This is a genomic window from Haliea sp. E1-2-M8, from assembly GCF_030649675.1.
GTDB lineage: Bacteria > Pseudomonadota > Gammaproteobacteria > Pseudomonadales > Halieaceae > Haliea.
On record NZ_JAUTDR010000006.1, the window covers coordinates 121,221 to 142,348 of the forward strand.

A 21,128-nucleotide genomic window follows, 5' to 3' on the forward strand; every position below is an offset into this window, starting at 1 on the left:
TAAACCGGGGACATGCACTATGCCATCTTTTGACGTTGTATCGGAAGTCGACCTGCACCAGCTCACCAACGCCGTCGACCAGGTTTCCCGGATCATCGACAACCGTTTCGATTTCAAGGGCGTGGATGCGGGCTTCGAGCGCGAGGAGCGCACCGTAGCCCTGCATGCTGAAGCCGAATTCCAGTTGGCGCAGATGGAAGACATGCTGCGCAGCGCCCTGATCAAGTGCGACATCAATCCGGGGGCGATGGAGTGTGGCGACCCAAGTGCGAGCGGCAAGCTGGTGCGGCAGTCGATTACCCTGCGCCACGGTCTCGACAGCCAGCAGTGCAAGACCATCGTCAAGACTCTGAAGGAGGCCAAGCTCAAGGTGCAGGCGCAGATTCAGGGCGACCAGGTGCGGGTGACCGGCAAGAAGCGTGACGACCTGCAGGAGGCAATTGCCCTGCTGCGCGAAAGCCCGGTGGACCTGCCGCTACAGTTCACTAACTTCCGCGACTGAGCGCCCGGCGCCAGCCTCCTCAGCCGCCGGGTAGCGCCGCCAGCCGGGATTCCAGCGTCGTGCGCTTGCGCGTCAGGTAGTCGGCGGGTGGTGGCTCCGGGGCGAGCAGGTACCACAACAGCTCCAGATAGCGGTAGGCGCATTCAAAGCCGAGAAACCGCGTCTGTTCAGCGGGCTGGAGCGCCCGCCCCAGGTAGGCGCCCAGCAGCGCGGCGATCGCCGCAGCGGGCCATTCGTCACCCGCGGTGACCGCGGCCAGGTCAAACCAGACAGACCCCATCGCCGCATATTCCCAGTCGACTGCCCACAGACGGTCGCCATGCTGCAGGCGGTTGCTGCGCAGCAGATCATTGTGGCACAGCGTGAGCGGTCCACTGTTGGCTGCCAGTTGCGGTAGCAGTCCGGCAATCCTGGCGGCCACGCCTTGCAGGGCTTGCCAGTTTTCCGGCCGGGCATTGCGCAGGCTGTGCTCACTGCGCCGGCAGCGCTCGCCGAGGTCCAGCCGGGTATGTACCGCGGGCAGGGCATGGATGCGCTGCAGCAGCAGGGCAACGGCTGTGGGCTCGTCCGGGTTGCTGCCTTCGATAGCGAGATAGTCGCAGACCAGGGCCCCGAGCTCGGGGTTGCAGTAGCGCGGTGCCGGCGCAATGCCCGCCGCGTGGGCCCGCTGCAGGATGCGCCATTCAAGCTGGCGGCTGAGTCCGTTGGCGGCGGGATTGATGCCATCCAGACGAAGCACGAAGCGCTGTTCCCCGCTCGCCAGCAGGAAGCTGTGGTTGCTGAGGCCGCGTCCGAGTGGGTGTAGAACCGTCGGCGGCTCCGGCAGCGGCGCTGCCAGCCGCCAGTGGCGCCACTGACCCAGGGCCTGTTCCAGCCTCAGGCTGATTGGTGCCGGTACTGTTGCAGCCATCTGCGGTAACCGAATACGACGATGATGAGATAGACCGCGAACAGCCCCGCGGTCAGCAGCAGCCCCCGCTCCAGATACAGGTAGATTGAGGCGCTGTCGATTACCAGCCAGTACAGCCAGTTCTCGAGGATCTTGCGTGCCACCATCCAGGTGGTGAGAATGCTGCCCCAGGTGGTAAACGAGTCCAGGTAGGGCAGGGCGGCATCCGTGTGCTGCGCCAGCAGGAAACCGCTGCCGGCGCTGGCGACAACCACGGCGGCAAAGGCCAGCAGGTGCGTGCGCAGTTGCCAGGTGGCTATGGGCAGAGGCCGGCTGGCAGCGGCAGCAGCTGGGGGCGCCCGACCAGCGCGACTGCCGTGGCGCCACTGGTACCAGCCGTAGACGGCCATGGCCAGGTAATACAGCTGCAGCGCCGATTCCATCAGCAGGTTCACTTCCCAGAACAGCCACAGGAAAATACCGGTACTGACAAAGGCTGCATACCAGCACCAGAGGCTTTCGCGCACTGCCAGCAAAAGATAGGTAATCCCCAGCAGGACAGCCACCAGTTCCCAGGCCGAGAGGCTGGAGGCGGCAGCGGCCAGCTGGGCGGGCAGACTGCTCTCCGCCATCAATCGCGGATCGGCAGCAGGCCGGGAATAAACTTGCAGACCAGCACCTGCTGGCCAAACTGCGCATGGCTGGCGGTCAGCGCCTCTCGCACCAGGTTGAAAACCTGCTCGGCCTCACCGCTGATCTGGGTGCTCATCGCGTTGCTGACCAGGGTGAGGTCGCCGGCGGCTGCCAGCCGCTCAATGAAACCCTTGATGACCGTAATATAGTCCTCCTGCAGCGGATACAGGCTCAGTTCTGCGGTGACTTGCATGGTGCGGTTCTCCTGTTTTCAAAAAGTGTAGCTGGCGCTGACGCCAAGGCTGCGGGGTTCCCCGTACTGGTAGTAGGGTTCTGTTACATAGCCTTTGCGCGGGTCATTGCCGAAGTCTCCGAAACCGCGAGTAGCGTAGTCGATGTCCCCCAGATTGCGCCCCCACAGGGCAATTTCCCACTGCTCCGTTTGCCAGCCAAGGCGCATGTGCACCAGCTCATAGGCGTCCGAGAGCAGGTCGTAGCGATCCGAGAAGTAGAACCTGTCACGGGCTTCCAGATCAACCCTCAGATACAGGTTCCTGCCCAGTTCCACTCTGCCGCCCAGGGCTGCCTGGTAGCCGGGCGCGTGGGCCTGGTCGCGGCCCGCCATGTCGGTGCCATCGGGGCTGGTGTAGCGATCGAAGCTGGCGTCGAGCAAGCCGAGGTGGGCGTACAGGCTCAGGCGCTCGCTGGCCAGCCAGTCCAGTTCCAGCTCGAGACCGTAGTTGGTGCCGCGGGCGGCGTTGTTGGTGTAGTCGATAAACGCGGTGCTGCCGTCGTCCCGTGGCAGCACCAGAGAGCCCTTGACCTGCTGGTCATCGCGGTCCATGTAGAACAGGGCCAGGCGGGTCTGCAGGGTGCCGTCGGCGTAGCTGGCCTTGTAGCCCGCCTCGTAGTTGAGCAGGGCTTCCTCGTCGAAGCGCCCCAGCCGCGTCAGCTGCTGCTGCAGGGCAGGATCGGTCGTGGTCTCCACGCTGGCGAGGATGCCGGCGTTGACCCCGTTGCCGCGGTAACCCCGGGAGACACCGGCGTAATACAGGGCGCCGTCGGACTGCTGGTATTCCAGCACCAGACGCGCGCCCCAGAGGTCGCGGCGGCGGCGGTGACTGACACCGTTGCTGTCGCGGTAGTCGGTGCGGCGCTGTTCCAGGCGCAGGCCGCTGACCAGGGTGAGGGTGTCGCTGAGCGCGGTATCCAGTTGGCCGAAGACTGCGCTGGTGTCGGTGTCGTAGCTGCTGGCAAAATCCGCTGCCAGGTAGGTGTACTGGCGCAGCAGGTCTTCCCGGTCGGCCAGGTGGTAGAGGCCGGCTGCCCAGTCGCTGCGACCACCGAACAGGCGGGACCGCTCGGTAGACAGCAGGCGCAGCTGGGTGCTGCCACTGTCACGGTCGCGCAGGTAGCGGTCGAAGGAACTGTATTCCAGCTCCGGGGCAATTCCGACGAAGCTCCAGTCCTCGTCAAAGCTGTACTCGCTGTCGGTGCCCGCGGCGCTGAGGGTGGCCTCGATGGTCACCGCCTCCCGCTCTCCGGTCCAATTCAGGCTGATCGCCGTGGTTTCCTGCCGGTCGTGGCCGGGTTCATCGGAAAGGGTGCGGCGGGTGTTGTCCAGGGAGAAGGCGTCGTAGCCGTTGTCGACGTCCACCGCGAGCAGGTTCAGGTCGAGGGTGTCCGAATCTCCCGCCAGCCAGCGCAGTCGCGCTCGCACTGTAGTCTCGTCGCGAGAATTGGTGTCATCGCGGCGCAGGAAGTCGTTGCGGTAATGGCCATCGCTGCGGTACTGCTGCACGGCCAGGCGGTAGAGCAGGCGCTCCTCCAGCAGGGGGCCGGTGGCCACCATGCCCAGGCTCCAGCTGTCATACTCGGCGAGGCTGCCCTGCAGGGTCAGGCCCGGGGTCGCCTCCGGCGCGGCGCTGCGGATATTGATCAGGCCCGCCAGGGCGTTGGCGCCGTGCAGGGTGCCCTGGGGGCCGCGCAGCACTTCGACCTGCTCGACATCGAACAGGGTGCCGACGGTGCCCAGGCCGCTGAAGTCAACGCCGTCCAGCAGCAGGCCGATGGAGGGGTTCAGGGGCTCCTGAAACTGGCTGCGTTCGCCGATGCCGCGGATCTGGAAGAAGCGGGCCCGCGAGGCCCCACTGGCATAGTTCAGGTTGGGAATAACGTTGAGAACTTCCTCCAGGTGCTGGGCGGCGCGCTCGCGCAGGGTGTCGGCGGTCAGCACGCTGGTACTGCTGGACTGTTCCAGCAGCCGGGTCTCGCGCAATTCAGCGGTCACCAGGATTTCAGTCAGTTCGCCGCTCTGGGCGTGGCTGGCTGTGGCCGCCAGGAGGGCGGGGAACAGCAGGCAAGTGGGGTATTTCATCAGGTTCTCCTCGGCAAAGAAAAAGAGAACCGGTTGGATGTGCGAAACGGAAAAGGAGACGTGCACCTATCCCTACGCCGGTCCTAACCGGATCAGGTTCAAAGGGTTCACCGCACGCGGTATCTCAGGCCGAAGCCACCCCCAGGTCTGTCAAACCCGCAACGCTTTTTCACTTTTGCAACAACGGCGAGTTTGCAACCGAAGTATAGGCGGCTTAAACTGCCGAGCCAATAACTATATTCAACATCCCGGGCATCCAGCCCGGCCTAAGCGCGAGAACAGTGCATGGCGGACGAGGTTTTTTACGGGCAACTGCCTCAAGAGGAAATCGAGGCGGCCCCGGCATTACAGAGCGCCGCCGAGATCCGTGAGGAGCGCCTGTCTGACAAGGTCGAGCTCAACCGCTGGCTGTTGCAACAGGCGCGGCAGATGCAGTGCATGCTGCTGGAAGCGGCGGACTTGCAGGCGCTACTGGAAGTCCTGCTGGTCAGCATGCCGCGCCACTTCGGGTTTCGGGTCGCGGAGCTCTGGTTGTACGACCCGGAACACGTGCTGGCGGGCCTGATAACCTCGGGGCATCGCTACGGCCAGTATCTGCAGCTGCACCACGACGTGTTCGAGATGCAGGAACTGTACGACCTGGAACCGGAAAACATGCTGCTCGACGCCACCGACTCGCGCATGTTTGAGGTCCTTAAAGCTGACCAGGGTATCCAGCACGCCCTGCTGGTACCGCTGCTGGATTCAGGGCGCCTGATGGGCAGTTATCACTGCGGGTTCAGCGAAACGCCCATGGCGACGACGGAAGATGATGAGCGCCTGATTGCCCATCTCGCCGCTGTCGTTTCCATCAGCTTCAAGAATGCGGTCAGCCGGCAGCAGATCTCCCGCCTGACCATGTTGGATCCGCTCACCCAGATCAGCAACCTGCGCGGTTTCGAGAAGGATATCGCCCGGGAAATAGCCCGCGCCAGGCGCGCCGACGAACCCCTGTCGGTGTTGATGCTGGAGATCGATGAGTTCGATGAACTGTTCGAGCACTACGGTGAAATCACCGGTCGTTTCGTATTGAAGAAGGTGACGGAGCGGGTATCCTCTGGCCTGCGGGCTACAGACCTGCTGGCCCGGCTGTCGGACTTACGGCTCGCCGCACTGCTGACAGGGACCGGCGAAGCCCCTGCGAGTGACGTTGCCGAGCGGATCCGCAAGGATATCGAAGGCTTCCTGATTGACGACGGCCGCGGCGCGGTGATGCAAGTCACCCTGAGCCTCGGCCTGGTAACCTGGGAGCCGCACCAGTATCCCGCTGTGGATATGGCCCAGCTGGCCAAGCAAATGCAGACTGTGGGCGCCAACGCCGTGCACGCCGCCACCGCGAGCAATGGCAACCAGCTCAAGCTTGGCCGCCTTTCCACCCTGATGGTTTGACAGCGGGAGACTGAACAGTCTTGAGAAGTATCGACGAACTCTTCGCCAACAATCGCGCCTGGGCGCACAGTGTCAAAACCACTGATCCGGATTTTTTTGAAAAACTGGCCAACCAGCAGGCGCCGGAGTATCTCTGGATAGGCTGCTCCGACAGCCGCGTGCCGGCCAACCAGATCGTCGGGCTGCTGCCGGGCGAGGTGTTCGTGCACCGCAACGTGGCGAACATGGTGGTGCATACGGACTTCAACTGCCTGACCGTGTTGCAGTACGCGGTTGACGTGCTGAAGATCAAGCATGTGCTGGTCGTCGGGCACTACAATTGTGGCGGCGTGCGCGCGGCCTACGAAAACCGTGACAACGGCCTGATCGACAACTGGCTGCGCAACATCAAGGACGTGCAGCAGCGCCACCGGCGCCGTATTGCGGCCCTCGAGAGCGATGACGACCGGGTCAACCTGCTGTGCGAACTCAACGTTACCAGCCAGGTGTTCAACGTCTGCCATACCACCATCGTCCAGAACGCCTGGAGCCGGGGCCAGCCCCTGTCGGTGCACGGCTGGGTGTACAGTCTCAAGGACGGCTTGATCAATGACCTCGAGTGCACGGTCAGCGGCCCGGAGCAGATCTCCGCGGTTTACCGTGTACAGTCGGACCGCGACGACGAGTGACCCCCCCGTATGGGTGAGCACGATGTCGCCGTTCTGCGCTAGACTGGCAGCTCGTCCACCTACAACCGAGGATCTCCATGCCAGTCCAGCCAGTCACGATTGCCGGCAGTAAAATCCTGATTACCGGCCCTACGGGCCAGGTGGCCGCGCCGGTCATCGCGGCCTGGGCAGGGCAGGCGGAGCTCACGGCGCTGGCGCGGTTCAGTGATCCCGCCGGGCGTGAAGCGCTGGAGGCACAGGGCGTGCGCTGCCTGCAGGCGGATCTCGCGGACCCCGATGCGCTGGCGGGGCTGCCCGCAGACTTCGACTACGTGCTGAATTTTGCCGTGGTCAAGACCGACAGTTTCGACTACGACCTGGCGGCCAACGCCGAGGGCCTGGGCCGGCTGATGTTGCACTGCCGCGATGTGAAGGCCTTCCTGCATCTGTCGTCGACCGCGGTGTACCAGTACGCGGGCCAGGAGCCCCGGGCGGAGAATGCGCCGCTGGGCGACAACCATCGGGTCATGTTCCCCACCTACAGCATCAGCAAGATCGCCGCCGAGACCGTGTGCCGGTTCACTGCCAGGCAGTTCGGCATACCGGCAACCATCGCCCGCCTCAGTGTGCCCTACGGCAACAATGGTGGCTGGCCCTGGTATCACCTGCTGATGATGGAGCAGGGCATGCCGATAGATGTCCACCCGGACCGACCCAACCGCTATAACCTGCTGCACACGGATGACTATATCGAGAAGCTGCCACTGCTGCTGGCGGCCGCCAGCACCGAGGCCACCACCGTGAACTTCGGCGGCTCCGAGGCAGTGAGCATTGAGGACTGGTGCGGCTGGTTGCAGGAACTCACCGGCCTGGTGCCGGAGTTTCGCGACAACCCGCAGGCGTTTGGCAGCCTGGCGATAGATCCCACGCGGATGCACGAGCTGATCGGCCCCACCCGGGTCGACTGGCGCGAGGGCGTTCGCAACATGGTGGCGGCGCTTTCGCCGCAGCTGCTGAAGCCTGGCCGGTAGGTTGCCGCGCCGGCTGCCGGCGCCCGTCCGCGGGAGGTTCCGTGAATAATTTGCTAATGCTGTTGCTGTTTATCTTCGGGAGCGTCGCCCTGATGGTGTTTCTGGGGGAGCGCTACGCCAAGCCCGCGGACCTCGAACGCATGGCGCGGATGCGGCGCTGGCTGATACCCCTGGTTGGCGTCATGCTGCTGCTGTCGCTGCTGGACTTTTATTTGTAGAGAGTAGCCGTAGCGGGTAACGGTAACCGAGTCACCCTGACGGGTGATGCGTAGGGGCGCCGGGTTTGCCACACTGGGCAACCTGAGCATGCTGTTGTGCCATTCACGGAGAGGGAAAAAGCGATGTCTGAACCGGATCTGGAATCCCTGCGCAGCGGCCAGCTTTGGCTGGACTTCTGTGAATCCCTGAAGAGTGCCGGCGCCGAGATCCTCGCTGCGGGCGCGCCCGCGGATGATCTCAGCCGCGCCGAGGGGTTTCGCTATCTGACTCGCCTGCTGCGGCTCAGCCTGGAGAAGCACCTGGAGTTCAGCGACCCCTTCTGCCCCCAGTTCTATTCCCTGTCCCACGAGACTGCCAAGATCGGCAACGACAACCCGGACAATTACTACCAGAATTGTGCGATCGACGGCCGCTGCAGCTATCGGATTACCGGCAACGCCGGGCAGGCAGAGTACCTGAGTATCGAAACCAAGGCCGGCTCCTTTGCCGGTCAGGGCGATATGGCGCCCACCGGTCATGTGACCCTGGACGACCTGGAACTGGGCCCGGGTGGGGAGTTCGAACTGCTGGTCAGCGCCACTCCACAAACGGGCAACTGGCTGCCGATGACTCCCGAGTCCGACAACATCCTGGTGCGCCAGACCTTCCGTGACCGGCGTCGGGAACGCAAGGTCGAGCTGCAGATCGAGTGCCTGGACCCCCACGGCGAGGCGGTGCTGGACCCGGCGCAGTTCGCGGCCCAGTTGGGCAAGGTGGTGCCCTTCATCAACGGCACCGCCGGCCTGTTCCGGCAGTGGATGCTGGGGTTTGCGGCGCACATCAACCAGCTGCCGCCGAACGACCAGCAGATGTGCCTGCGCGCCGGTGGCGATCCGGCCATCTACTACCACAACAGCTACTGGCAGCTGGCGCCGGATGAGGCACTGGTCATCGAATTCATGCCGCCACAGGAGTGCCGCACCTGGAATTTCCAGCTCTCCAACTTCTGGATGGAATCACTGGATTACCGTTACCACCGCATCCACCTGAACCGCAGCAACGCCCAGCTTGCGGCCGACGGCCGGGTGCGGATAGTGGTGGCCGGGCGCGACCCCGGGGCGGCTTTTCCCAACTGGCTGAGCACCGCCGGCCATGAGTGCGGCGCCATGCTGTTGCGCTATGTCGAAGCCACGGACTTCCCGTCGGTGCACACGCAGGTTGTTGCGCTGGATAAATTGATTGCCGAAGGAGCTGCATAACGTGACTGATATTCGCCTGGATGCCGATACGCTGGTCGCTGCCGCGAGGGCCGTGGATGGGCTGCAGGACTTTGGCGATGATAGCTACCGCGAGCCGCTGGAACGCTTGCTGTGGTCGCTGGAGCACGAGGCTGACCTCAATGCCATCGGCCGCCCCGCCATGTACCAGCGCATGCTGGACATCCTCAGTACCCGCCTGCGGGTACAGGAATGGCTGCGCCGGCACCCGGAGATTCGCGACGAAGAGATCATTGCGCCGCTGGTGATTGTCGGTCTGCCGCGCACCGGGACGACCATGCTGCACCGCACCATCGCCGCGGACCACCGCATGTATGCACCGCTGTGGTACGAGGTGCGCTACCCCTGCCCGGACCTGGACTGGGATTTCACCGCCGCCGGCGATCGCCGCATCGCCGACGCCAAGGCCGAAGTGAAGATGATGATCGACAGCAGTCCGGACCTGCTGGCCATACATCCGCTGGATGCGATGGAGCCGGATGAGGACATCATGCTGCTGGAGCAGTCTTTCTACAGCTTCAATATCCAGGCCCTGGCCAACGTGCCCAGCTTCGACGCCTGGGTCGAGGCCCAGGACCATACCATCGGCTACGAGTACCTGAAGCTGCTGCTGCAGTTCCTGCAGTGGCAGAAGAAGCGCAGTGGCCAGCAGGGCGAGCGCTGGGCCCTCAAGGCGCCGCACCACCTGCACTACATGGATCTGGTATTCAAGGTATTTCCCGACGCGCGTGTAGTACAATCCCACCGCGATCCGGTCGAAACCATCCCCTCCCTGGCCAGCATGATTGCCAACGTGTGGAAGGTGTACTCGGATTCGGCCGACCCGGTGGCCGTGGGCGAGCAGTGGGCGCGCAAGTTTGCCCGCGGCATGCAGCACACCCTGGATGTGCGCCGGCAGGTGGGCGAAGAGCGGTTCCTGGACCTCTGGTTCAAGGACACCGTCAGCCAGCCGATGGTGGAAATCGCCAGGATCTACGACTTCCTCGGCATGGACCTGACCCCCGAGGCCAGTACCGAGATGGCGCGCTGGCAGGATTTCAACCGCCGCGAGCTGCGCCCCGCCCACGCCTATACCCTGGAGCAGTTCGGTCTCAGCGAAGCGGGGCTCAAGGAACAGTTCCGCGGTTATCGTGAGGCCTTCATCACGTCCTGACCGGATCGTGAACCAGACACACCCAATACACTGAGCATGAGAGCACAGCTATGGCAGAACAGAAAGCAACCAACGTCCACTGGCACGAAGGTGACATTACCCGTGAGCACCGCCAGCAGCTGCTGGGTCACAAGGGAGCAACCCTGTGGTTTACCGGCCTGTCGGGCAGCGGCAAGAGCACGGTTGCGGTAGAGCTGGAAGGCCGGCTCATCGAGCTGGGGGTGTTGGCTTACCGGCTGGACGGGGACAACGTGCGCCTGGGCATCAACCGCAACCTGGGGTTCACTGCCGAGGATCGCACCGAGAACATCCGCCGCATCGGCGAGATCGCCAAGCTGTTCGTGGACACCGGCGTTATCGCCCTGAGCAGCTTTATCAGCCCCTACGCCAGCGACCGCAACCAGGTGCGTGAACTGCACGAGGCTGCGGGGATGGATTTCATCGAGGTGTTTGTCGACTGCCCGCTGGAAGCGGCGGAAGCGCGCGATCCCAAAGGGTTGTACAAGAAGGCCCGGGCCGGCGAGATCAAGAACTTCACCGGTATCGACGACCCCTACGAGGCGCCGTTCAAACCTGAAATCCACCTCCATTCCGACAAGCAAACCCTCAATGAGGAGGTGGAACAGATTCTGGCCCTGCTGCGCGAGCGCGGCATCATCAAGCCCTGAGCCACAGCCACAGATACGGAGACTATCATGATCAAACCCCACGGCTCTGCGGAGCTGCACCCCCTCTATGTCGCCGACGACAGTCGTCGCGCGGCCCTGCTGCAGGAGGCGGAGCAACTGCCTTCCCTGCTGCTCAATTCCGCCGCAGCCGCCAACGCGGTGATGCTGGGCGGCGGGTACTTCAACCCGCTCAGCGGCTACATGAACCTGGCCGATACCCTGAGCGTTGCTGACAAGTTGCAGACCGTGGACGGTCTGTTCTGGCCGGTGCCGATCGTCAACCTGACCGAGTCCACCGCTGTTGCCGCGGGCAGCCGCATCGCGCTGCGCGACCCCAACGTCGAGGGCAACCCGGTGCTGGCGATCATGCAGGTGGAAGCCGCCGAGGTCGTCAGCGAGGAGCAGATCGATTTCATCGCGGAAAAGGTTTTCCGCACCCTGGACCCGAAGCACCCCGGGGTCGACACCTTCAAGAGCCTCGGCCGCACCCTGCTATCGGGCCCCATCGAGGTGCTCAATTTTTCCTACTTCCCGGAGGAGTTTCCGGACACCTTCCGCACCGCAGTGCAGATCCGCGAGGAAATCGCGGCCCGCGGCTGGAATACCGTGGTCGCCTTCCAGACCCGCAACCCCATGCACCGGGCTCATGAGGAACTGTGCCGGATGGCGATGGAGGATCTGCACGCGGACGGCATTCTCATCCACATGCTGCTGGGCCAACTGAAGCCGGGCGATATTCCCGCCGATGTGCGCGACGCCTCCATCCGCAAAATGGTGGATGTCTACTTCCCGCCGAACACGGTGATGGTGACTGGCTACGGTTTCGACATGCTCTACGCCGGGCCGCGGGAAGCCGTGCTGCACGCGGTGTTCCGCCAGAACTGTGGCTGCTCGCACCTGATCGTGGGCCGCGACCACGCCGGTGTCGGCGACTACTACGGCGGCTTTGATGCCCAGACCATCTTCGACGAGGAAGTCCCCGCAGGCGCGCTGGAGTTGCAGATCTACCGCGCCGATCACACCGCCTATAGCAAGAAGCTGGACCGGGTGGTCATGATGCGGGATGCACCGGATCACAGCCCGGAAGACTTCGTCCTGCTGTCGGGCACCAAGGTGCGGGAGATGCTGGGCAACGGCGTTGCGCCACCGCCGGAGTTTTCCCGCCCGGAAGTGGCGCAGATCCTGATGGACTACTACCGGAGCCTGTAACCGGCTCCTGCAGAGTTACTGCTGGCCGCCGCGGGTGGCGGCCAGCAGGGATTCCAGCGTCTGCGGCCCAACCAGGGATTGGACCAGCTCGCCCGCGGGATTGATGATGAATGTGGTGGGCAGCACCACAGGTCGGGGCTGGCCCAGCAGTTCCGCCGGGTCTTCCTCCAGGGTGGGAAAGCCGACCTTCAGATCCCGCAGTTGGCCCGCCAGATCTTCGCCTGTAGCACCGTCATAGTTTACCCCCAGCACGGTGATATCGCCGTGCTCGTGGTCCAGCTCGTTCAGCTCCGGTATTTCCTCGATACAGGGCTTGCACCACTTGGCCCAGTAGTTGATGACCACCCATTGGCCGCGCAGGCTCTCGAGCAGGGCGGCGTTGTCGCCCGGTGTTGCGGGGGGCTGGCAGCCGGCGAGCAGCAACAGCAGGGCCAGGCAAGCGTTTTTCACGTTCAGGTGCTCCCTTGGTTTCGATCTGGATACTCGAAGGCGGCAAGTATGCCATGATTTCCCGGCGGTTCCAGCGCAGGCCTTTTGCTATAATGGCGCTCCTTTGGCCCTGGAGTGTTACGTGAGCGAGTATCAGATCTATCACAATCCGCGCTGTTCCAAGTCCCGCGCGACCCTGGCGCTGCTGCAGGAGCACGGCATTGAACCCGAGATCGTTCTCTACCTCGACCGTCCGCCGTCGCAGGCAGCGCTCAAGCGCCTGCTGGCACAACTCGGTATCAGCGCCGCGGAACTGGTGCGCCGCGGCGAAGCTGAGTACCAGGAGCTGGGCTTCGGCGCCGGCAGCTCCCAGGCGGATCTGCTCGGGGCCATGGCCGCTCACCCCAAGCTGATAGAACGTCCCATCGTCGTGCGCGGTGAGCGGGCAGTGCTGGGGCGGCCGCCGGAAAACGTGCTGGCGCTGCTAGCCTGATGGCCGATCCCTATGTGCTGGTGCTTTACTACAGTCGCCACGGCGCCACTGCAGCCATGGCCGCGCAGGTGGCCCGCGGCGTCGAGAGTGTGGCCGGTATCGACGCCCGGCTGCGCACCGTCCCTGCCATCTCCGCGACCTGTGAGCAGACCGAGGATGAGATTCCCGACGACGGCCCGCTCTACGGCGAGCTCGATGAGCTGCGCGACTGTGCCGGCCTGGTGCTCGGCAGCCCCACTCGCTTTGGCAATATGGCCTCGCCGCTCAAGTATTTTCTCGACCAGAGTTCCGCGCTCTGGCTCAGCGGCGCCCTGATTGACAAGCCGGCGGCGGTCTTTACTTCTACTGCAAGCCTGCACGGCGGCCAGGAAACCACGCTACTGAGCATGATGCTGCCCCTGTTGCACCACGGCATGGTGCTGGCGGGGCTGCCCTACAGCGAGCCCGGATTGATGACCAGCACCACCGGTGGTACGCCCTACGGCGCCTCGCACTGGGCGGGAGCGGACAATGGCCGCGCCCTGGATGCGGCGGAGGCCGCCCTGTGCCGGGCCCAGGGCAAACGTATCGCCAGGCTGGCGCTGGCTCTGGGAGGCCTGTCGTGACCGCCATCGCGCGTATCGGGCCGAGCCGCTGGGCCTGGTGGCTGATCTGGCTCAGCTGGGGTCTGCTGCTGGCCCAGCAAGTGCTGGACCTGTTTGAGTTTCAACCGCCCTGGATTATCTGGCTGGGCAAGCTGTTGCCCCTGCTCCTGTTTCTGCCGGGCATGCTGCGGGATCGCCTGCGCAGCTTTATCTGGCTGTGTTTTGTCTCCCTGCTGTACTTCATTACCCTGGTGGAGCGCTTGTTCGCGACCCCGCAGGCCGTGCTGCCCTGGCTGGGCATGGTGGCTGTGGTCACCCTGTTCTGCAGCGCCATGTTCTACGTGCGCTGGCGTGCACGCGAGCTGCAACCCCCCGAAACTACGACCGAACCGGAGTCCCCCATATGAGCAAGCCCTCCCTGTTGCGGCGCATTTTTTCCAGGTTCTGGGCCGGCCTCACCTGGTTTCGGCTGGCCCTGTCGAACCTCCTGTTCCTGGTTTTCCTGGTGCTGATCTATGTCCTGTATTTCAGCGACAACCAGCAGCCAATGCCGGCCAGGGCGGCCCTGCTGCTGGACCTCGGCGGCACCCTGGTGGAGGAGAAGTCGCGCGCCAATCCGCTGCAGGCCCTGCTCGGGGAGCCGGCGCCGACGGACCGGGAGATATTGCTGCGGGATGTGCTGGATGCGATCCGCCACGCGGCGAAAGACCCGGCGATCACTGCCCTGGTCATGGAACTGGATTACCTGGTGTCCTCGGGGATCAGCAAGAATCTGGAGATCGCCGAGGCCATCACTGCGTTCAAGGCCAGCGGCAAACCGGTGCTGGCGGTCGGGGATTTCTTCACCCAGGACCAGTACCTGCTGGCCAGCCAGGCCGATGAGATAATCCTCAACCCCATGGGAGCAGTGCCGCTGGAGGGCTTTGCCAGCTATCGCAACCACTTCCGCGAGGCGCTGGAGAAAGCTTCAGTCTCCATGCACGTGTTCCGGGCCGGCGAGAACAAGTCCATGGCGGAACCGTTCCTGCGCGACGACATGTCTGCGCAGGAAAAGGCTATCACTGCGCGCTGGCTGCAGGATTTCTGGAGCCGTTATACCGAGCTGGTGGAAGAGCGGCGCCAGTTGCCCCCCGGGGCGATCGACCGCTACATCGACGACTACCATGCCCTGCTGGCAGCGGCGGAGGGTGACGGTGCCCGGCTGGCCCGGGAGCAGGGCCTGGTCGACAGGCTGCTGGCGCGCTCCGATGCCAATGATTACCTGATTTCGGTGGTCGGGGCCGAGGACGAGGAGGGCTTTTACGAGGCCGTGTTCTTCGAGGGCTACATCGCCCGCACCCGCCCGTCGAGCTTCACCCCTGTCACCGGCGACCGGGTGGCTGTGATTACAGCCGAAGGCAATATCATGTCCGGCGAGCAGCCCCCGGGCACTATCGGCGGCGACTCCCTGTCGCGCCTGTTGCGACAGACCGCGGAGCAGGAAGGAGTCAAGGCCCTGGTGCTGCGGGTGAATTCCGGCGGCGGCAGCGTTCTCGCCTCCGAGCGCATCCGCCAGGCGGTTACCCGGGTGCGCGCGCAGGGCATCCCGGTGGTGGTGTCGATGGGGTCGGTGGCGGCTTCCGGTGGTTACTATATTGCCGCCGAGGCGGACCAGATCTGGGCCACACCGGCGACCCTGACCGGCAGTATTGGCGTGTTCATGGCTTTCCCCACCTTTGAACAGTTGCTGGACCGAGCCGGTATTCACACCGATGGCGTCGGCACCACCAGTCTTGCGGGCTCCCTGCGTTTTGACCGCCCGCTCAATCCGCAGGTGGCGGCATCGCTGGTCAGCACGGTGAACTTTACCTACGAAGGTTTCCTGGACCTGGTTGCCGCCGGGCGGGACCTGGAGCGGGCGCAGGTACTGCAGGTGGCGGAGGGCAAGGTCTGGAGCGCCGCCGATGCCCAGCGCCTGGGGCTGGTGGATGAGCTCGGTTCCCTGCGCGACGCCATTGCGGCTGCCGCCAGTCTCGGCGGCCTCGGTGAACGCTATCCGGTGGAGTATGTTCAGGAGCCCCTGTCACCGCGGGACATGTTGTTGCAGCATCTCGCGTCACGGGTCGGTGCGGTGGTCTCCCCGTGGCCGGGTCTGGGGGCGAGTATGCAGGGTCTGGTACAGCCGCTGGCCAGCGTCGCCCGCAGCCTGGCCCAGATGAACGATCCCGCACATCTCTACATGCGTTGCCTGTCTTGCTCGGCGCTGCCCTGAAGGGTGGCGCGAAGGCTCAGGAAGCGGTTTCCAGCCCTTCGCTGGTGAGGCGCTCACTCCACCCCCTGAGGTCCATCAGGATCAGATAGAGGCTGGGCACCAGCAGCAGCGTAATCACGGTGGCAAAGACGATGCCGAAGGCCAGCGAAACGGCCATGGGCACGATCTCCTGGGCCTGGGCACTGCGCTCCAGCAGCATCGGGGCGAGGCCGAAGAAGGTGGTGAGGGAGGTCAGCAGGATGGCGCGGAAGCGACTGCTGCCGGCCTCGACCACCGCCCGCAGGGGCTCCACCCCGTCCTTGATCGAGTTGTTGATACGGTCCACCAGAATCAGGCTGTCGTTAACCACCACCCCGCTGAGCGCAATCACGCCCATCATCGACATCATGCTCAGGGGATAGCCGGTAATCCAGTGCCCGACAATGGCGCCAATCACGCCGAACGGTATCACCCCCATGATAATCAGTGGCTGCAGGTAGGAGCGGGTGGGTACGGCCAGCAGGGCGTAGATGCCGAACAGCGCCAGGCCGAAACCTATCAGCATGCTGGTCAGCATTTTCTGTTCTTCGTCCGCGAGCCCGGCAATGGCGTAGCTCAGTCCCGGGTAGCGCTGCAGCAACTCCGGCAGGACGTTTTGCTCGATATCCGCGACCACCCGCGACGGCTCCACCAGGTCCTTGTTCGCACCCGCCGTGACTTCGGCCGCGCGCTGGTAGTTGATGTGGGTGACTTTCTGCAGGCCCTGCCTGACCTCAAGCCGGGCCACGGTATCAAACGGGATCTCGTCACCGTCCGCTGTGCGGATGTACATGTCATTGAGGGAGTTGACTCTTTCCCGGTCCGCGCGCGGGTAGCGGACCATGACCTTGACCTCGTCGAGACCGCGCTGTATTCGCTGCGCTTCGGCGCCGTAGAAGGCGTGGCGCACCTGGTTGGCCAGCTCGAATCGGGACAGACCCAGGGATTCACCCTCCGGCAGCAGTTCGATATGGAATTCATCCGAGGTTTCGCTGGCGCCGTTGCGGATGTCATAGAGGCCGTCGTAGCGGCGCAGGGCGGTTGCCAACTCCGCGGATGCGGCGCGCAGCATGGTGAAATCCCGGTGCATCAGGTCGAAGGCAATTGCGGGGCCAAAGCTGGGCCCGTCGGCGCTGCTGATGGCCAGAATCTTCACCCCGTGTGGCGTGCCCACCGCTTCGCGCCAGCGCTGCTCGATCTCGCGGGTGCTGATGCTGCGCTGGTCTTCCTTGGTCAGCTCCAGATTGACGCCGCCGGTTGTGCGGCTGCTGCCGAAGGCAAACACATGTTGCACCAGTTGCTCGTCGCGGCCGGATTCGCGCCGATAGTCCGCTTCCACCCGATCCAGTGCCGCAACGATGTGGGCAATGGTTTCCAGGGTGCGCTCCTCCGGGCTGCCCTCGTTCATTTCCACTTCCACGCTGATGAATTCCCCGGGCACATCGGGAGCGATCACGGTACGCACCAGGCCGCCGACAACCAGGCCGCTGCACAGGACCAGCAGGCCGATAAACCCCGCCAGGGTGACGTAGCGATAGCGGATGCAGCGCTGCATCAGCGGGCTGTAGCGTTGCTCCACAAACCGCTTCAGGCGCCGGTTCACGGTTTCCTGCACTCGATCCACCGCCAGCAGGACCCGGCTGCGGGTAGCGCTGCTGTGGGCGAGGTGTGCGGGCAGGATCCACTTCGATTCCACCAGCGAGAACATCAGGCAGAGAATCACTACCCAGCCGCAGGCCTCGGGGAACGCGGCAAACACGCCCTCCATGAACAGGGTGGGGGCGAAGGCGACGATGGTGGTAAGCACGCCGAAAGTCGCCGGTACTGCCACTTTTTGCACGCCGTCGATCACGCTGTCGATACTGTGGCCGTGCTTTTCCTGCTCGGAGTAGGCGCTCTCGCCCATGATGATCGCATCGTCCACCACGATTCCCAGTACCAGGATGAAACCGAACAGGCTGATCATGTTGAGGCTGGCGTGGATGTATGGCGTGTTGATCATGGCCATGGCACCGAGGAAGCAGACGGGTATCCCGAGCATCACCCAGAAAGCCAGCTTGATCTCCAGGAACAGGGCCAGCACGATGAATACCAGCAGCGCGCCCATGGCCAGGTTCTTGACCATCATCCCGAGCCGGCCTTCGAGGTAGAAGGTGATGTCTGACCAGATATCCAGGGTCACCGCCGCCGGCAGCTGCCCCTGCTGGCGCTCGACCCAGGCCCGGGTGACATTGGCAGTGTCGATAATGTCCTGGCTGCCCATGGCGAAGACCTGGATTCCCAGCGAATAGCGGTCGTTGAACAGGGCGAAACCGCGGGTCTCCTCGAACTCGTCGCGGACCGTGGCGATGTCGCCCAGCAGCAGGCGGGTGCCATCGGGGAAACTGCGCAGGACAATGGCTTCGAAATCCTGCTGCACATAGGCCTGGCCCTGGGTACGCAGCATGATGTCGCCCTGGCGGGTGCGCAGGGAGCCGGCGGGCAGATCCAGTGAGGAGCGGGCGATAATGTCCGCCACTTCCCCCAGACTCAGGTGGTATTCACGCAACCGTTGTTCGGAGATTTCCACCGAAATCTCGTAGGCGCGGGCGCCGACCACCTCCGCCGCGGACACCTCGGGCAGGGTCAGCAACTCGCGGCGCAGCTCGTCCGCCAGGGTTTTCATGCTGCGTTCGTCCAGCTCCCCGGACAGCTGCAGTTGCAGGGCGGGAAACAGCAGCTCGGGCTGGCTGATAATGGCTTTTTCCGCATTCTCGGGGAAGTGCTGAATGGCGTCGATGCGGTTCTTGATGTCCGCCAGCAGCTCGTTGATATCGGTACCGTCCAGCGGTTCGATCATGATTCTGGCGAGGGACTCCATGGCGTCCGATTCCACCCGCTTGATGCCGTCGAGATCGTTGATGGCCTCCTCGATCTTCAGCACGATACCCTGCTCCACCTCTTCCGGTGAGGCGCCGGGATAGGCCATGTTGATGAAGATCATGTCGATGTCGAAGGTGGGGAACATCGCGCGCTGAATGGTGAACGCCGAGCCCAGGCCGACCACCAGGATGATGGCCATCAGCAGGTTGGCCGCGACCGGATTGTGTGCAAACCAGGCAATGATGCCCTTGTGTCGCCCCATGTTCACGGGCTGGCGGCCACGTCGGGCGCGACTGGCGTCTCCACGGGGGCAGCCGGCGTTGGCGTGCGTTGCGGGCGCAGCTCACTGCTGCTGATTCTGGATACCACCTCGACCTCGGCTCCGGTCAGGGCGCTGTCCAGCGCGGTGAGAATGACCAGGTCGCCGTTTTCCAGGCCCGAGGATACGTAGATGAAATCGCCAGCGGCGCGCAGGGTGGTCACCTTGCGATTGCGCACCAGGTTGTTGTCATCCACCACCGCGACCATGTCGCCGGCCCGCAGCACGTAGCGGGGCAGCGCCACCAGCCCGGGCATGGGCCGGCCCTGGATGCTCGCGTTGACGAAGGTGCCAATACGCAGAGGTTCGCGCCCGGGGCTGTTGAGGGCATAGGGGTCGTCGATGCGGGCAACCGCAAACAATGCGCGAGAGCGCTCATCGAAAACCCCCTCACTGCGGTGCAGGCGAGCAGTCCAGTGAGTGACGTCGCCGCCGACATCGGTGTACAGGTCGATAACGGCGCTGCCGGCGTCAGTCGCAACCCCGGGGAGGTCCAGGTAGGCGAGCCGGGTTTGCGGGATGGGCAGACGCACTTCGGCCATGGCCACGGCGAAGACTTCCGCGAGGCTGGCGCCGGGAGTGACGTAGTGCCCCAGCTCGCTGTGTTTGGCCCCGATCAGGGCATCGTAGGGTGCGCGCACTACGGTTCGTTCCAGGTCGTCCCTGGCTGTGTTCACGTCCGCAGCCGCGGCCAGTCGCTGGGCCTCGGCCTGGGCCAGTTGCGGCTTGCGCAGGTACAGATCGCGGGCCTCGTCAGAGCGCTGGCTGCCCGCTGGCAGGCGCTCCCACTCGCGTCGGGCCACGTCCGCCCGCCCTCGTTCCTGCAGCAACTCACTCTCGGCACTGCGCAGGGCGGCCTCGGCGCGGGCCAGCTGCGCTTCGTAGTCGCGGGGGTCGATACGCAGCAGTATCTCGCCCTGGCGCAGGAAACCGCCCACATTGAAACTCTCGGCGACTTCCACGATACGGCCCTGCACTTCCGCCACCAACTCGGTTTGTTGCAGGGGCGAGACGGTACCCTGGGCCTGTACCGGGATACGGATGGTTTCCTGCTCCGCTTCCACTACATCCACCGTCACCGGGATGTATACCGGCTCGCTGATCTCGGTGGAAGGGCGGTTCAGGAATAACAGGAAGGTGACGGCCGTCGCACCTGCGAGCAGGCCGACGGCTAGAATGATCTGGCGTTTTACAGATGCCACAGCAGGATCCGGTCAGAGACCGCGGTGCCTCGCCGTGAGGCAATTGCACCGCAGCTTTTATGAAAGTGCCGTTATATCACACCGAACCGGGTCGAGCCTGTGAAATACTGGTAACAAAGGAGGTTTCAGTCCTTCGCCGGCATATTCACGTCCACCTGCGGGAACGGAATGCTGAGGCCCGCCTCATCGAATTTCAGTTTCACCGCCTCGGTGGTGTCCCAGAAAACTCCCCAGTAGTCCGCCGAGTTGACCCAGGGCCGGACCAGGAAATTGACGCTGGAGTCTGCCAGCTCGCCCACCACGATGTTGGGCTCCGGCTCCGCCAGCACTCTCTCGTCGGCGGCAATGATTTCCTGCAGCAACTGCTTGGCCTGGCGCAGGTCGTCGCCGTAGGAGACGCCGAAAACCATATCCACACGGCGGGTGGAGCGCGCGGAATAATTGGTGATGTTGTTGCTGAGAATGGCGCTGTTGGGAACGATGACTTCCTTGTTGTCCGGGGTAGTCATGGTGGTAGTGAAGATGCTGATGCTCTCGATCACCCCCATCGCCTTGCCCGCTTCCACGAAATCGCCCTTGGTGAAAGGACGGAAGGTGATCAGCAGCACACCGGCAGCCAGGTTCGACAGCGAGCCCTGCAGCGACAGGCCGATGGCGAGACCGGCGGCACCCAGCAGGGCGACCATGGAGGTGGTGTCGATGCCCAGCTGGCTGAGCGCCGCGATGATGACGAACAGCAGCAGCAGCCAGCGCAGGATCGCCGACAGGAATCGTACCAGCACCTCGTCCATGCGCCGCGCCTGCATTACTTTGATGATCAGGCCGACAACGGTGGCGACTACGATGCGCCCGATATAGAAGATGACCAGGGCCAGGACAATACGGGTGCCCCAGGGAATGATGTAAGCCTGCCACAGCAAGTTGATGTCGATGTTCTCGGGCATTTTCGGGGTTCTCC

21 protein-coding genes and 1 riboswitch are annotated in these 21,128 nt (G+C 63.9%); of the genes, 13 read left to right on the forward strand and 8 right to left on the reverse strand.

Going from position 1 to position 21,128, the window contains the following annotated elements; translation table 11 throughout:
- The first annotated feature begins 19 nt into the window (after nt 1–19).
- Entirely contained in the window at nt 20–502 is a 483-nt protein-coding gene (locus Q6D67_RS06905) for a YajQ family cyclic di-GMP-binding protein (protein ID WP_304704851.1), read from the forward strand.
- A 19-nt stretch (nt 503–521) separates the two neighbouring features.
- Here Q6D67_RS06905 and Q6D67_RS06910 read toward each other — a convergent pair whose 3' ends face one another.
- Genes Q6D67_RS06910 through Q6D67_RS06925 form a run of 4 tightly spaced genes read right to left on the reverse strand, consistent with a single transcriptional unit; the run spans nt 522 to nt 4,401 of the window.
- Nucleotides 522–1,412, reverse strand: coding sequence for a choline/ethanolamine kinase family protein (locus tag Q6D67_RS06910; protein WP_304704852.1), 891 nt, complete (start codon nt 1,410–1,412; stop codon nt 522–524).
- On the reverse strand, nt 1,379–2,023 hold the full coding sequence (gene pnuC, locus Q6D67_RS06915) for a nicotinamide riboside transporter PnuC (protein WP_304704853.1): 645 nt from the start codon (nt 2,021–2,023) through the stop codon (nt 1,379–1,381). Before pnuC ends, Q6D67_RS06910 begins: the two co-directional genes overlap by 34 nt.
- Nucleotides 2,023–2,277, reverse strand: a complete 255-nt coding sequence (locus Q6D67_RS06920) for a YkoF family thiamine/hydroxymethylpyrimidine-binding protein (protein WP_304704854.1) — start codon at nt 2,275–2,277, stop codon at nt 2,023–2,025. The genes pnuC and Q6D67_RS06920 overlap by 1 nt, the downstream gene beginning before the upstream one ends.
- Nucleotides 2,278–2,295: 18 nt before the next feature.
- Nucleotides 2,296–4,401: a TonB-dependent receptor gene (locus Q6D67_RS06925; protein WP_304704855.1), complete on the reverse strand. Its 2,106-nt coding sequence runs from the start codon at nt 4,399–4,401 to the stop codon at nt 2,296–2,298.
- A gap of 51 nt (nt 4,402–4,452) precedes the next feature.
- A riboswitch (TPP riboswitch) is annotated at nt 4,453–4,554 on the reverse strand.
- A gap of 132 nt (nt 4,555–4,686) precedes the next feature.
- On the opposite strand from Q6D67_RS06925, the gene Q6D67_RS06930 reads away from it, so the two are divergent.
- From Q6D67_RS06930 to sat, 8 genes are all read left to right on the forward strand, one after another.
- Nucleotides 4,687–5,829 (forward strand): sensor domain-containing diguanylate cyclase, encoded by a 1,143-nt coding sequence (locus tag Q6D67_RS06930; RefSeq protein ID WP_304704856.1) that lies wholly within the window; start codon nt 4,687–4,689, stop codon nt 5,827–5,829.
- A 20-nt stretch (nt 5,830–5,849) separates the two neighbouring features.
- Nucleotides 5,850–6,497, forward strand: coding sequence for a carbonate dehydratase (gene can / locus Q6D67_RS06935; RefSeq protein WP_304704857.1), 648 nt, complete (start codon nt 5,850–5,852; stop codon nt 6,495–6,497).
- Between the two features lie 77 nt (nt 6,498–6,574).
- A complete protein-coding gene (locus tag Q6D67_RS06940) occupies nt 6,575–7,507 on the forward strand; it encodes an NAD(P)-dependent oxidoreductase (RefSeq protein WP_304704858.1) in 933 nt (310 codons plus the stop codon).
- 41 nt (nt 7,508–7,548) lie between these two features.
- Complete coding sequence (locus tag Q6D67_RS06945) at nt 7,549–7,725, forward strand: hypothetical protein (RefSeq protein WP_304704859.1); 177 nt, start codon at nt 7,549–7,551, stop codon at nt 7,723–7,725.
- Nucleotides 7,726–7,848: 123 nt separating this feature from the next.
- Nucleotides 7,849–8,964, forward strand: coding sequence for a DUF1214 domain-containing protein (locus Q6D67_RS06950; protein WP_304704860.1), 1,116 nt, complete (start codon nt 7,849–7,851; stop codon nt 8,962–8,964).
- Nucleotide 8,965: 1 nt separating this feature from the next.
- Nucleotides 8,966–10,135 carry a sulfotransferase gene (locus Q6D67_RS06955; protein WP_304704861.1) on the forward strand — a complete coding sequence of 390 codons (1,170 nt, stop codon included), beginning with the start codon at nt 8,966–8,968 and terminating at the stop codon, nt 10,133–10,135.
- A gap of 50 nt (nt 10,136–10,185) precedes the next feature.
- Nucleotides 10,186–10,803 (forward strand): adenylyl-sulfate kinase, encoded by a 618-nt coding sequence (gene cysC / locus Q6D67_RS06960; RefSeq protein WP_304704862.1) that lies wholly within the window; start codon nt 10,186–10,188, stop codon nt 10,801–10,803.
- A 27-nt stretch (nt 10,804–10,830) separates the two neighbouring features.
- Complete coding sequence (sat, locus tag Q6D67_RS06965; RefSeq protein ID WP_304704863.1) at nt 10,831–12,012, forward strand: sulfate adenylyltransferase; 1,182 nt, start codon at nt 10,831–10,833, stop codon at nt 12,010–12,012.
- A gap of 15 nt (nt 12,013–12,027) precedes the next feature.
- Here the strand turns inward: sat and Q6D67_RS06970 are convergent, their stop codons facing one another.
- Entirely contained in the window at nt 12,028–12,462 is a 435-nt protein-coding gene (locus Q6D67_RS06970; protein ID WP_304704864.1) for a TlpA disulfide reductase family protein, read from the reverse strand.
- 121 nt (nt 12,463–12,583) lie between these two features.
- Between Q6D67_RS06970 and arsC the strand changes: the two genes are divergently transcribed.
- Genes arsC through sppA form a run of 4 tightly spaced genes read left to right on the forward strand, consistent with a single transcriptional unit; the run spans nt 12,584 to nt 15,769 of the window.
- Nucleotides 12,584–12,934, forward strand: coding sequence for an arsenate reductase (glutaredoxin) (gene arsC / locus Q6D67_RS06975; RefSeq protein ID WP_304704865.1), 351 nt, complete (start codon nt 12,584–12,586; stop codon nt 12,932–12,934).
- Nucleotides 12,934–13,539 carry an NAD(P)H:quinone oxidoreductase gene (gene wrbA / locus Q6D67_RS06980; protein ID WP_304704866.1) on the forward strand — a complete coding sequence of 202 codons (606 nt, stop codon included), beginning with the start codon at nt 12,934–12,936 and terminating at the stop codon, nt 13,537–13,539. The genes arsC and wrbA overlap by 1 nt, the downstream gene beginning before the upstream one ends.
- Nucleotides 13,536–13,925, forward strand: coding sequence for a DUF2069 domain-containing protein (locus Q6D67_RS06985; protein ID WP_304704867.1), 390 nt, complete (start codon nt 13,536–13,538; stop codon nt 13,923–13,925). The genes wrbA and Q6D67_RS06985 overlap by 4 nt, the downstream gene beginning before the upstream one ends.
- Nucleotides 13,922–15,769, forward strand: a complete 1,848-nt coding sequence (sppA, locus tag Q6D67_RS06990) for a signal peptide peptidase SppA (RefSeq protein WP_304704868.1) — start codon at nt 13,922–13,924, stop codon at nt 15,767–15,769. Before Q6D67_RS06985 ends, sppA begins: the two co-directional genes overlap by 4 nt.
- Before the next feature lie 16 nt (nt 15,770–15,785).
- On the opposite strand, the gene Q6D67_RS06995 is transcribed toward sppA, so the two are convergent.
- The 3 genes from Q6D67_RS06995 to Q6D67_RS07005 all read right to left on the reverse strand — a co-directional run bounded on the left by Q6D67_RS06995 (nt 15,786) and on the right by Q6D67_RS07005 (nt 21,114).
- Nucleotides 15,786–18,911, reverse strand: coding sequence for an efflux RND transporter permease subunit (locus Q6D67_RS06995; protein ID WP_304704869.1), 3,126 nt, complete (start codon nt 18,909–18,911; stop codon nt 15,786–15,788).
- A gap of 2 nt (nt 18,912–18,913) precedes the next feature.
- Nucleotides 18,914–20,170, reverse strand: coding sequence for an efflux RND transporter periplasmic adaptor subunit (locus Q6D67_RS07000; protein WP_304704870.1), 1,257 nt, complete (start codon nt 20,168–20,170; stop codon nt 18,914–18,916).
- Between the two features lie 125 nt (nt 20,171–20,295).
- Entirely contained in the window at nt 20,296–21,114 is an 819-nt protein-coding gene (locus tag Q6D67_RS07005) for a mechanosensitive ion channel family protein (protein ID WP_304704871.1), read from the reverse strand.
- Nucleotides 21,115–21,128: the final 14 nt, after the last annotated feature.